Raw genomic sequence first — 12,225 nt, forward strand, 5'->3', positions numbered from 1 at the left:
GGATAAAACAATGAACCAGACAGAACTTCTCCATGCGACCTTCCCCCATCTGCGGGATTTAAAACCGTTTGATTCTGCCCTCAGCGCCACGCCATGGCTGGCCGACGTGGAGGAAAAACATCGTCGTAAGCTGTGTGAATCCCTCGAGGAGGCGGTGGCGCGCAGCGGCCTGCAGGATGGAATGACTATCTCTTTTCACCATGCTTTCCGTGAAGGCGATCGGGTGATTAACAGCGTGGTGGCGCAGCTGGCGCAAATGGGTTTTAAAGGCCTGACGTTGGCTTCCAGTTCACTGATGACCTGTAACGATGCGCTTATCGAACATATCCAGAGCGGGGTGATTCGCCGCATTTATACCTCCGGGATGCGCGGGAAACTGGCGGAGGCTATCTCCCACGGCGTGATGGATGAGCCGGTGCAGATCCATTCCCACGGCGGGCGGGTGAAATTATTACAGGATGGTGAGCTGAACATTGACGTCGCGTTTCTCGGGGTACCGTGCAGCGATGAATTCGGCAATGCCAACGGCACCCACGGGCGCTCCTGCTGTGGTTCGCTCGGCTATGCGATGGTCGATGCGCACTTTGCCCATAAAGTGGTGCTGCTGACGGAAGAGCTGGTGCCGTTCCCCAATATGCCCGCCAGCCTGATGCAGGATCAGGTGGATTACATTGTGCAGGTGGATAGCGTGGGTGACCCGGCGAAGATCAGCGTCGGCGCGGCGCGCGTCACCAGCAATCCGCGTGAACTGATGATCGCCCGCTATGCGGCGGATGTGATTGAGCATGCCGGTTATTTCCGTAACGGCTTCTCCATGCAGACCGGTTCTGGCGCGGCGGCCACCGCCTGCACCCGCTTTATGGAGGAGAAGATGGAGCGCAGCGGCGTGAAAGCCCGTTTTGCGCTGGGGGGGATTACCGGCAGTCTGGTGGATCTGCATGAGAAGGGGCTGATTGAAAAGCTGCTCGATACCCAGTGCTTCGACGGTCAGGCGGCCGCTTCGCTGGCGCGCAACCCCAATCACGTGGAGATCTCCACCAACGTTTATGCCAACCCGGGCAGCAAGGCGGCGAGCTGCGACCAGCTGGACGTGGCTATTCTCAGCGCGCTGGAAATCGACGTCGATTTCAACGTTAACGTGATTACCGGTTCCGATGGCGTCATGCGCGGGGCGTCCGGCGGTCACTGCGATGTGGCGGCGGCGGCCAACCTGACGATTGTCGTCGCCCCGCTGCTGCGTAGCCGCATTCCCACGGTAGTGAAGCGAGTGACGACGCGGCTGACGCCGGGAGAAAGCATCGATGTCCTGGTCACCGACCACGGCATTGCGGTGAATCCGGCACGACCGGAGATCCGCGCGCGCCTGATTACCGCCGGGATGAACATCGTCGATATCGACGCGCTGTATGCGCGGGCTATCTCGCTCTGCGGGGTTCCCAGACCGATTGAGTTCACCGACAAAATTGTCGGCGTCATTCGCTACCGCGACGGGCGGGTGATCGATACCGTGCGTCAGGTTAAGGAGTAGCAACATGATAACCGCGACACCCGTGGAGGCGGGTGTCAGCCTGGAGGCGTGGCTGGCGGCGAAAGAGTGCCGCGCGGCGCGCCAGGCTGACTGGCTAAGACGTTATCAACAGCCGATTATTTCGCTGACCCTGGTGACGCCGGGAACGGTAAAAAATAGTCTCCGTTACCGCAATACGATGGGCGTGGCGCTCCAGATGTGCGACCAGCTGCTATGGGAGAATCGCTGGCCGGTGCGGGAGCGCCAGGTGCTGTGGCTCCCGACAGGGCCTGAAGCGATGTGGTCCGTGGCGCACCATGCCCCGGAGATTAAGGCTCACTGCGTGGCGCTGGAGCAGAGTCATCCGCTCGGCAGGCTGTGGGACCTGGATGTGATCTGTCCGCAGGAGGGCCACGTTGGCCGCCTGTCGCTGGGGCTGCACATGCGCCGCTGCCTGGTGTGTGATGAGCCGGCGCATGTCTGCTCGCGCTCGCGCAAACATCCGGTCGGGCAGGTGGTGGCAGGCGTGGAGAAGATAATCAATGACTGGTTTGCTCGCGACTAAGTGCGGTGCCATTGACGTTCCTCGTCTGGCGGAAGAGGCCCTGTGGCAGGAGCTGGAGCTGACGCCCAAACCAGGGCTGGTCGACCGACTCAACAACGGGGCCCACCACGACATGGACCACGCGCTGTTTGCCCGCAGTATTACCGCGATTACGCCGTGGTTCTCCCGCTTTACCAGGCTAGGGAGCGACTGCGCCGACCAACCGCCAGGCGAGCAGCTGCGCCTGCTGCGCCCGATGGGCATGGCCTGCGAGCAGGCGATGTATGCCGCCACCGGCGGCGTGAATACTCATAAAGGGGGGATATTTTCTCTCGGGCTGCTCTGTTTTGCCGCCGGAAGAGTGCGGGAGGTGACCGCATCAAGCCTCTGTAGCGAAGTGGGGATGCTGTGTCAGGGGCTGGTGGCGCGCGAACTGGCGGGTCGCAGCGCGGCAGCAACCGCAGGCGAACGTCAGTTTCAGCAACTGGGCTTAACCGGCGCACGCGGTGAAGCGGAAAGCGGTTTTGCGACGGTGCGTCGTGTCTTGCCGCAGTGGAACGGCCGCCAGCTGCATGATTTGCTCCTGCGCCTGATGGCGGTGAATCCGGACAGTAATCTGGTGTCGCGCGGCGGTATTGAAGGGCTGCGCTACGTTCAGGGCTACGCGCGGGAATTACTGGCTAATGGCTGGGATCGCGAGACGTTGCTTAAGATGGATAAGGCATTGATTGAACGCAATCTGAGCCCGGGCGGCAGTGCGGATTTGCTGTCGGTGGGGTGGGTGCTCTCTGCAATAAAATAGCCGGGTGGCGCTAACGCTTACCCGGCCTACGGTTTGCGGTTTGTAGGCCCGGTAAGGCGTAGCCGCCACCGGGCACAACACATCAAGGATCAATGCGCAATCGGCTGCGCACCGTTCGGCACGCGAACGTGCTTGTACTTGAACAGCGCGATGAAGGCAATGGCCAGAACCAGCGAGTAGGCGGCGAAGATCAGCCACACGGGCTGCCAGTCGGTAATGCCGTTGGTGGTATACATCTCGACAACTTTCCCGCTCACCACGCCGCCGAGAATACAGCCGAAGCCGTTGGTCATCATCAGGAACATCCCCTGGGCGCTGGCGCGGATTTCGGGTCTCACCTCTTTCTCGACGAACACCGAACCGGAGATGTTGAAGAAGTCGAAGGCGCAGCCGTAAACAATCATCGACAGAACCAGCAGCACGGTGCCGAACGGTGTCGGATCGCCATAGGCGAAGAGACCGAAGCGCAGCATCCAGGCGAAAATACTGATAATCATCACGTTCTTGATGCCATAGCGGCTCAGGAAGAACGGGATAGTCAGTATGAACAGGGTTTCGGAGATCTGGGAGATAGACATCATCACCGATGCGTGCTCAACGATAAAGCTCCCGGAGAACAGCGGGTTATTATCGAAGCTGTGCAGGAAGGTATTCCCGAACATGTTGGTGATTTGCAGCTCTGCGCCTAACAGCATGGAGAAAATAAAGAAAATCGCCATCCGCTTGTTTTTAAACAGGGCAAAGGCGTCGAGGCCAAGCATGCTGCTCCAGCTCTGGTTTTTTTGCTGATTGGAGACCGGAATGTGCGGCAGCGTCAGGGTGAACAGCGCGAGGACCACGGAGAGCGCCGCGCCGATGTACAGCTGCATGTGGCTCAGTTCGAAACCTGCGAAGCTGACGCCCCACATCGCCATGATAAAGCCAATGGTGCCCCAGATACGAATCGGTGGGAAATCCGTCACAATATCAAGACCGGCGGATTTCAGGCGGTAGTAGGAAATCGTGTTGATTAAGCCCAACGTTGGCATATAGGCCAGCGAGTTAAGCAGAATCACAAAGAACATCTCCCCCGGCGTGGTGACCTGGGCCGCCATAAACAGCGTACCGGCCCCCACCAGATGGCACAGCGCGTAAACCCACTTCGCGCTGATCCACTTATCCGCCACGATACCCAGCAGCGTTGGCATCAGCACCGCCGCAATGCCGAGTGAGCTGTAAACGGCGCCGATAGACGCACCGTCGAACTTGAGCGTCACAAACATATAGGAGCCAAGTGTAGTCAGCCAGCTACCCCACAGGCAGAACTGCAGAAACGACAATATTTTAAGCTGCAGCTTAAGGTTCATGTTATTTTCCTCACGAGTAAGCGGGGGATGTGTTTTGATAATTACATTCGGGGTTGCAATTTGATGAAATCCTATCAGTTAACGCCGCGATGTTTTGTTACCTTCCGCAAAAAAATGCAATCCCCATTAATTTGCAGATTAGATTGTGATGCAAATAACATTTTCCTATGGAGAAGATGGGGGAAACGCGGGAAAACCCGGCCCTTTCACGTCTGGAAAGGGCCGGGCGAGGAGACAGACTTATTTCCGGCGATAGGATTTCTGCGCCGTATTGACCTTATAAAGATAGCGGCGCGATTCCGCCGACGGGTGACGGTTGGCGAGGGTGGAATAGACATCCCCCGGCGTCATGCTGTTGATAATATTGGCTGCCTGGATCTTATCGCTGGAGAATACCCGCAATACGCTTCCCGCGCCGCCGTTATACGCGGTGATCACGGCATAGCGGCGCGAGGTCGGATTATCAATACCTGACAGATACACATTATTCAGCATTGCCAGATAGGCGGTGCCGGTATCAATGTTATTCTCCGGATCGAAGAGATAGCTGCGGCTCGGCAGGCCCGATTTCCCCTGCGCGCGGAAGACATCTTTCCCGGCGCTGTGCTGCACAACCTGCATCAGGCCCAGCGCGTCAGCATGGCTCACGGCGTACGGGTTGAAAGAGGATTCGGTCTGCATAATCGCCAGAATCAGCGACTCATCGACGCCATACTTGCGCGCCGACTGGCGAACGTAGCCGATATACTTATGCGCGCGTTTGTCGAGGTGGTTCGGCACCAGATTAATGGTGATGCTGTAGATCATCCGCAGGCCGTTGCTGCGGCTTTTCAGCCGCGTTTGCAGCAGATAATCGGCATAGCGCGAGGCCCGCCACTCCCAGCGAATCGGATCGCCGTGGTTATCCACCACCTGTCCGTACAGGAACGGCTCTTTCGAAATCTGGATATCGTCGGCATCGGAATAGAGGTCGATTGACCCCGGATCGTCGCCCATCAACAGCGTCTTAATGATGGTCTGGCGTAAGCGCCCGGTCGGATCGGTACCGGCGATGGTCTCGACGGTGATGGTGCCCTCATCAAAGTTGATGTGGCTACGGGTCTGATACTGATCGGTATACTTAACGTAGTCTTTCGGCCCGGCGAGCAGGACTTCGTTATAACCCCAAATATTTTCGATGTTGTGGGCGAACTGGCCCATCAGGATATCGAAGCCGTTGGTGTCCTTAACCCAGGCTTCGTTATACCCATCGCCCTTTTTATTTGAGCTGGAACACGAAACGAGCAAAGGCGCAATGAGCGCTAGCGCTAAATATTTTTTCATCATTCCGGGAGTGTGCGTTGTGTTTGTTGTGCTTAAGAGTCAGAGGACTCTTACTTTTTTTCAGGCGGCGTGTAGCCTTCAATATGCACATCTTTCCCTTCAAACAGGAACTGGATCATCTCCTGTTCCAGCAGCTTGCGATGCTCCACGTTCATCATATTGAGCTTTTGCTCGTTGATTAACATGGTTTGCTTGTGCTGCCACTGAGCCCACGCCTCTTTCGAAATCTCGTTATAGATGCGTTTGCCTAACTCACCCGGATACAGCTGGAAATCCTGGCCATCCGCTTCACGCTGCAGGAAAGTACAAAAAATCGTTCTGCTCATTAGTCATCCTCTTTAGTCGCCAGAAAGCTATGCAAGAGCCCCGGCCTTCAACTGTTGCAACAAGCGCTCCACGGGAGCCGCCAGTCCAACCGACGGCGGCTGCGCTAAGTTATACCAGAGTGCGCTGCCTTCATCCATGCATGCGCCAGATGAATCTATGCTAAGCCACATCGGCACAATATCCAGATGGAAATGGCTGAAAGTGTGGCGGAACGCGGTCAATTGCGTCAGATTATCATCCTTTATCCCACGCTGAGCCAGCCATTCGCGCAGCGCGGCCTCCTCTTCAAACTGCGGAAAACAGAATAATCCGCCCCATAAGCCGACCGGTGGACGCTGGGAAAGCAACACCTCGTTGCCGTGCTGCATCAGCAGGAAATAGCCCGTTCGCTCCGGAATGGTCTGCTTCGGTTTTTTGCCCGGATATTGTGCCCATGCATGATTTGCGTAAGCGATGCAACCGTTACTTAACGGACAAAGTTCGCATTTCGGTTTTGAACGGGTGCAGACTATCGCCCCCAGATCCATCATTGCCTGGTTAAAGCGCTCGACTCCTTTTGCCGGCGTGACCTCTTCACTTATCTGCCATAATCGTTTCTCAACCTCTTTTTTCCCCGGCCAGCCGTTGACCGCATAGCAGCGGGCCAGCACGCGCTTCACGTTGCCATCGAGAATCGGGTAATGCTTGCCAAGGGAGAGGGATAAAATCGCCCCGGCCGTGGAACGCCCGACGCCGGGCAGCGCCGCCACTTCATCAAAGGTTTGCGGAAATTCGCCGCCGTGCAGGCTCGCCACCTGCTGCGCCGCCTTATGTAAATTGCGCGCGCGGGCGTAATAGCCCAGGCCGGTCCAGAGATGCAGCACTTCATCCAGCGGCGCCTCGGCCAGATCGATAACCGTCGGGAAGCGCGCCATAAAGCGTTCAAAATAGGGAATAACCGTGGCGACCTGCGTTTGTTGCAACATCACCTCGGAGAGCCATACTTTGTAAGGCGTTTTACCCATTTGCCATGGCAGGGTTTTACGCCCGTATTTGTCGTACCAGTCCAGCACCTGGGCTGAAAATTGCGTGGCGAGAAAAGTCAAAGCTACAGCTCCGGAATCGCGATATCAGGGTGGCAGATTGCAGCATAAGGGCGACAGGCTGTAAACCCTTGCATCCGTCGGTTAACTTTGGATAATGCCCGTTTTCCGCACACTCTCACAAGCAGACCTAACTTTTATGAAAAACGACGTCATATCTCCGGAATTCGATGAAAACGGCCGCCCGCTGCGCCGTATTCGTAGCTTCGTCCGCCGCCAGGGCCGCCTGACCAAAGGGCAGCAGCATGCGCTGGATAACATTTGGCCGGTGATGGGCGTTGAGTTCAACGATGCGCCGCTCGATTTCGCCGCGCTGTTTGGCCGCAATGCGCCGACGACGCTGGAGATAGGATTCGGCATGGGCGCTTCGCTGGTGGCGATGGCGAAAGCCAGGCCTGAACAGAATTTCCTCGGTATCGAAGTGCACTCGCCGGGCGTCGGCGCTTGCCTGGCCTCCGCCGAAGAAGAGGGCGTACACAACCTGCGCGTGATGTGTCACGATGCGGTCGAAGTGCTCCACACCATGATTGCGGATAATTCTCTTAACATGGTGCAGCTGTTTTTCCCTGACCCGTGGCATAAAGCGCGGCATAATAAACGCCGTATCGTACAGGCGCCTTTTGCGGAGCTGGTAAAAAGCAAGCTCAAGTTGGGCGGCGTCTTCCACATGGCGACCGACTGGGAGCCGTATGCCGAGCATATGCTGGAAGTGATGTCATCGCTGGAAGGGTATCGTAACCTGTCAGAAAGCAACGATTATGTACCGCGCCCGGAATCGCGTCCGGTAACCAAATTTGAACAGCGTGGTCATCGTCTTGGCCACGGCGTATGGGACTTAATGTTCGAGAGGGTGAAATAATGGCAAAGAATCGTAGCCGTCGTCTGCGTAAAAAAATGCATATCGACGAGTTTCAGGAAATCGGTTTTTCCGTCGCATGGCGTTTTCCGCAAGGGAGTACTGAAGAGCATATCGATAGCACCGTCAATGACCTGATTGAGGAGGTGATTGAGCCGAACAAACTGGCGTTTGACGGCAGCGGTTACCTCTCCTGGGAAGGGCTGATCTGCATGCAGGAAATCGGTAAATGTACCGAAGAGCATCAGGCTATCGTGCGTAAGTGGCTGGAAGAACGCGGGCTGACCGATGTGCGCACCAGCGAACTTTTTGACGTCTGGTGGGACTAAGTTTGACAAGGGTCGGCAACTGCCGACCCGTTTTGTCTTAAGGGAGTTTTATGATGCGCAAAACGCTGCTGGCGGTGGCGCTGTCCGTTACCGCTCTGTCCGCGCACGCGGACTACCAATGTAGCGTCACGCCGCGTGACGACGTGATCCTCAGCCCGCATCAGGTGCAGGTCAAAGGGGAGAACGGCGATCTGGTGATTAAGCCGGACGGCAATCTGACCTATAACGGAAAACAGTATCCTCTGACTGCGGCCCAGCGCGAGCAGGCCGAGGACTATCAGGCCGGCTTGCGCAGCAGCCTGCCGTGGATTGATGACGGCGCGCGTTCACGCGTCGAAAAAGGGCGTCAGGCGCTGGATAAAATCATTACCGAACAGGTTGGCGCCAGCAGCAGTATGCATGGTCGTCTGACCAAACTTGACGCGCAGCTGAAAACCCAGATGAACCGCATTATTGAACGTCGCAGCGACGGCCTCACTTTCCATTACAAAGCGATCGATCAGGTGCGCGCCGACGGCCAGCAACTGATTAATCAGGCGATGGGCGGTATTCTGCAGGACAGTATCAACGAGATGGGCGCGAAGGCGGTTCTGAAAGGCGGAGGCAATCCGCTGCAGGGGATCCTCGGCAGCCTCGGCGGCCTGCAAACGGCGATTCAGGATGAATGGAAAAATCAGGAAGCGGATTTCCAGAAATTTGGCAAAGACGTTTGTAGCCGGGTCGTCTCCCTTGAAGACAGCCGCAAGGCGCTGGTGAGTTCCCTGAAATAACGTTCTTTGCGGTGTGCCGCGGCTCTCGCCGGGGCACACCGCGTACACCTCTCAGGCGCGTCCGTGCGATACGCGGGAACGGCGGGCCAGCGAGTCAATAATCACCGCAATCGCCAGCACGCAGCCGGTAATGATGTAGCGCAGCGATGACGGCAAATTCAACAACGTCAAACCATTCGAAATCGACTGAATCACGATGATCCCCAGCAGAGCGGACCAGGCGCTGCCGCGCCCGCCGAACAGGCTGGTGCCGCCGATAACCGCCGCCGCAATGGCGTTCAGGTTCACGTCGCCGGTCCCGGCCTGTTGGCTTGCCGAGGCCAGCCGGGAAGCGGCCAGAATACCGCCGAAGGTGGCGAACGTGCTACAGAGCACAAAGGCGCTGACGTAAATAGCCCGCACGTTGATCCCCGAACGGCGTGCCGCTTCGCGGTTGCCGCCAACGGCAAACATGGAGCGCCCCCATTTCGTCCGCTTGAGCGCATAGTTGAGCAGCATCACGAAGGCGACGAACAGGCCGAAAATCCACGGCACGCCGCGCCCGAGATTGAGATAGAGCACGGCGGCTTCAAAAATCACCGTCAGCAGAATCGCGCGCAACAACAGCGAGCTGACGGCTTCCGCCGACAGGTTCGCCGCCAGGCGGCGCGTACGCGTTTTGAGGCCAAATATCAGCATCGCCAGTCCGGGCAACAGCGCCATAAGATGAGAGAACCAGCCCGGCATCACCAGTAGCTGGCCAAAGCGCACCAGCGGCGAGGCGTAGGGCAGGTTAATGCTGCCGCTGGGACCGAGAATATACAGCTGCAGCCCGAGCAGCGCCAGCAGACCGGCGAGCGTCGCCACGAAGCTCGGCATGCCGACGCGGTTATACAGCAGAGCGTAAAGCAGCCCGACGGCGAGACCGCACAGCAGCGCCACGGCAATCGCCGCGGCAACCGGCCAGCCGGCATTAACCCACAGTACGCCAACGATCGCCGAAGAGAGTCCGCTCATTGAGCCCACCGAAAGATCGATTTCGCCGAGCATCAGTACGCAGACGATCCCCAGAGAGATAAATCCCACGGTAGCGCAGTCAAAAAGCAGGTTAACGAGGTTATTGGGGGCGATATAGACCGGGTTGAGCCAGGTGAAAACCAGGGAGATAACGATCAGCCCGGCGATGACCGGCGCGGTACCCAGATCGCCGGTTTTGATACGATTGATCTGCGCACGTACCACGCCGAACAGGCCGTCGTTGTGCCGGACGCGCTCATCGCTGCGATCAAGAGCGGGGCGGGATGCTGTCTTGCTGTTCATAAAATTAAATCACTCCGCAAGTGCCAGACTGCGATTTCCGTTCGACGCGACGTGACACGGCATTTTCTGTTGCACCGGTAATGGCCGCCACCAGATCCTGGTTTGAGGCGTCGGGGGTAAAGATGCCTTTATTGCGTCCGAGCCGCAGCACCACGATGCGATCGGCCACCGCACGGACATCTTCCATGTTGTGGCTGATGATAATGACGCCGAGGCCGCGCTCGCGAACGCGCTCAATCAGATTGAGCACTTCCGCCGTCTGGGCCACCCCGAGCGCGGCGGTGGGCTCATCAAGCATGATGATTTTCGGGTTCATCAGCAGCGAACGCGCAATTGCCACCGTCTGGCGCTGGCCGCCGGAAAGCGAGGCAATCGGCTCGCGCACCGACGGGATTCTGGCCGCCAGCTCCTGCAATAACGTCCATGCCCGTACCTCCATCGCCACTTCGTCCAGTTGCAATGGCGAAATCTCGTGGCCTAAAAACAGGTTCGCGACGACGTCGAGATTTTCGCACAGCGCTAAATCCTGAAAGACCGTGGCGATACCGTACTCCAGCGCCTTGCCCGGACTGTCGAGAGTGATGACCTTGCCGTCAAACTCAATAGTGCCGGTCGTGGGCTGGTGTACGCCGGCGAGAATTTTCACCAGCGTGGATTTTCCCGCGCCGTTATCGCCCACCAGCGCGACCACTTCGCCGGCATGAACCTCCAGCTCGATATCCGTCAGGGCGGAGACCGCGCCGAAGTGCTTAGAAACATGACTCAGTTTCAAAATAGGTTGCCTGGTGCTGGCGACAATGTCTTGTTGTTGCGACATAAAAAAGACCTCAATGATGGCGAAACTACGCCCGTCGGCGACGACGGACGCAGGGGCAGCATTACTTCTCAATACCTAATTTCTGGCAGGCCGCGGTGTATTCACCGGTACACACCTGAGCGTAGGTCTGGATCTTTTTATCGAAAATTTCCGCTTTGATATTTTTGGCGGTGATGACCGCCGGGGTAAACAGCTGAGAAGGCGTGTTGTACAGCGTGGTGCTCGCCTGCGGTTTCTTACCCTGCATGAGTTCCACGGCCACTTTCGCCGCCGCGGCGGCAACGATTTCTGACGGTTTGGAGATGGTGTTGTACTGGTCGCCAGCGATGATGAGCTGCAGCGCGGCAATCGTCGCATCGTTACCGGTGACCGGCGGAACCGGCTGTACGCCGGCGGCTTTAAAGGCGGCAATGGCGCCGCCGCCGGTGCCGTCATTGGCCGCGACGACGCCTTTAATTTTGTCCCCGAAGCGGGTTATTTGCCCGGCGGCCCACTCCTGCGCTTTTGGCGGCGCCCATTCCGGCGTATCAAACTCCGCCAGCGTTTTATACCCCGACTCTTTCAGGCCGCGATGGATACCGTCGCGAATCAACCCGGCGGCGGCATCGGTCGGCGAGCCGTTAATTTGCAGAACGCCGGCATCTTTCGCCACGCCGCTCGCTTTCAGATGGTCGACCAACGATTTAGCAATCGCATAGCCGATACCTTCGTTATCAAACGAGACGTAAAAATCGGCAGGCTTGCCGGGGATCGGGCGATCGTAAGCGATCACTTTAACATCCTGAGCCTGGGCATTTTCGACCAGCGCCGCCGCCGCGGAGGAGTCCACCGGATCGAGGACGATAATTTTCGCCCCCTGGGCAATGACCGAATTGAACTGCTGCTGTTGCAGCGTCGCGCTGGCGTTAGCGTTTTGATAAATGACCTTACACTCTGCACACAGTTTGCTCATTTCCGCTTTGAAACCGGGGAAATCATGCTGCTCATAACGCGTGGAGGCCTGGTCGGGCATGAGAAATGCCACGGTAGCGGATTCGGCGGCTTGCGCCGAGGCGGCGATACCACCGGATATGGTGGCGAGTGCGATAAAAATATTACGGTAATTCATTATATTACCCTCTTTTTTATATGCTTGAGCCCGCCGGCCGGAGCCGACGTCATAAAGACTTTTTTAATAAGAGTTACTAATAATTCACATGTAGGATACTTCGGTTTTACATTTG

General features: G+C 57.3%; 13 protein-coding genes. 6 read left to right on the forward strand and 7 right to left on the reverse strand.

Annotation, left to right across the window (positions count from 1 at the left end; genetic code table 11):
* Positions 1 to 10 precede the first annotated feature (10 nt).
* Genes citF through citG form a run of 3 tightly spaced genes read left to right on the forward strand, consistent with a single transcriptional unit; the run spans position 11 to position 2,853 of the window.
* Positions 11 to 1,528 carry a citrate lyase subunit alpha gene (gene citF / locus Electrica_RS03550; protein ID WP_141963473.1) on the forward strand — a complete coding sequence of 506 codons (1,518 nt, stop codon included), beginning with the start codon at positions 11 to 13 and terminating at the stop codon, positions 1,526 to 1,528.
* 4 nt (positions 1,529 to 1,532) lie between these two features.
* Positions 1,533 to 2,072: a citrate lyase holo-[acyl-carrier protein] synthase gene (gene citX, locus Electrica_RS03555; protein WP_131048572.1), complete on the forward strand. Its 540-nt coding sequence runs from the start codon at positions 1,533 to 1,535 to the stop codon at positions 2,070 to 2,072.
* A complete protein-coding gene (gene citG, locus Electrica_RS03560; protein ID WP_141963475.1) occupies positions 2,050 to 2,853 on the forward strand; it encodes a triphosphoribosyl-dephospho-CoA synthase CitG in 804 nt (267 codons plus the stop codon). Before citX ends, citG begins: the two co-directional genes overlap by 23 nt.
* Positions 2,854 to 2,942: 89 nt before the next feature.
* Here citG and Electrica_RS03565 read toward each other — a convergent pair whose 3' ends face one another.
* The 4 genes from Electrica_RS03565 to mutY form a co-directional block, all read right to left on the reverse strand.
* Positions 2,943 to 4,199, reverse strand: a complete 1,257-nt coding sequence (locus Electrica_RS03565; protein ID WP_131048574.1) for a nucleoside permease — start codon at positions 4,197 to 4,199, stop codon at positions 2,943 to 2,945.
* A gap of 240 nt (positions 4,200 to 4,439) precedes the next feature.
* A complete protein-coding gene (gene mltC / locus Electrica_RS03570; protein ID WP_142255834.1) occupies positions 4,440 to 5,522 on the reverse strand; it encodes a membrane-bound lytic murein transglycosylase MltC in 1,083 nt (360 codons plus the stop codon).
* Positions 5,523 to 5,572: 50 nt separating this feature from the next.
* A complete protein-coding gene (locus Electrica_RS03575; RefSeq protein ID WP_004867532.1) occupies positions 5,573 to 5,848 on the reverse strand; it encodes an oxidative damage protection protein in 276 nt (91 codons plus the stop codon).
* Between the two features lie 27 nt (positions 5,849 to 5,875).
* Complete coding sequence (mutY, locus tag Electrica_RS03580) at positions 5,876 to 6,934, reverse strand: A/G-specific adenine glycosylase (protein ID WP_141963477.1); 1,059 nt, start codon at positions 6,932 to 6,934, stop codon at positions 5,876 to 5,878.
* 136 nt (positions 6,935 to 7,070) lie between these two features.
* On the opposite strand from mutY, the gene trmB reads away from it, so the two are divergent.
* The 3 genes from trmB to Electrica_RS03595 are packed head-to-tail and all read left to right on the forward strand — an operon-like array spanning position 7,071 to position 8,886.
* Positions 7,071 to 7,790, forward strand: coding sequence for a tRNA (guanosine(46)-N7)-methyltransferase TrmB (gene trmB / locus Electrica_RS03585; RefSeq protein WP_131048576.1), 720 nt, complete (start codon positions 7,071 to 7,073; stop codon positions 7,788 to 7,790).
* The gene (locus tag Electrica_RS03590) at positions 7,790 to 8,116 is read left to right on the forward strand and encodes a YggL family protein (protein ID WP_131048577.1); all 327 of its coding nucleotides are present in this window, start codon (positions 7,790 to 7,792) and stop codon (positions 8,114 to 8,116) included. The genes trmB and Electrica_RS03590 overlap by 1 nt, the downstream gene beginning before the upstream one ends.
* A gap of 50 nt (positions 8,117 to 8,166) precedes the next feature.
* Positions 8,167 to 8,886 carry a YggN family protein gene (locus Electrica_RS03595; RefSeq protein WP_141963479.1) on the forward strand — a complete coding sequence of 240 codons (720 nt, stop codon included), beginning with the start codon at positions 8,167 to 8,169 and terminating at the stop codon, positions 8,884 to 8,886.
* A 51-nt stretch (positions 8,887 to 8,937) separates the two neighbouring features.
* Here the strand turns inward: Electrica_RS03595 and Electrica_RS03600 are convergent, their stop codons facing one another.
* The 3 genes from Electrica_RS03600 to Electrica_RS03610 form a co-directional block, all read right to left on the reverse strand.
* On the reverse strand, positions 8,938 to 10,185 hold the full coding sequence (locus tag Electrica_RS03600; protein ID WP_141963481.1) for a sugar ABC transporter permease: 1,248 nt from the start codon (positions 10,183 to 10,185) through the stop codon (positions 8,938 to 8,940).
* 4 nt (positions 10,186 to 10,189) lie between these two features.
* Positions 10,190 to 11,002 (reverse strand): ATP-binding cassette domain-containing protein, encoded by an 813-nt coding sequence (locus Electrica_RS03605; protein ID WP_131048580.1) that lies wholly within the window; start codon positions 11,000 to 11,002, stop codon positions 10,190 to 10,192.
* 61 nt (positions 11,003 to 11,063) lie between these two features.
* On the reverse strand, positions 11,064 to 12,110 hold the full coding sequence (locus Electrica_RS03610; protein WP_100683438.1) for an ABC transporter substrate-binding protein: 1,047 nt from the start codon (positions 12,108 to 12,110) through the stop codon (positions 11,064 to 11,066).
* Between the last annotated feature and the right edge of the window lie 115 nt (positions 12,111 to 12,225).

It is taken from the genome of Klebsiella electrica (assembly GCF_006711645.1).
Lineage (GTDB): Bacteria > Pseudomonadota > Gammaproteobacteria > Enterobacterales > Enterobacteriaceae > Klebsiella > Klebsiella electrica.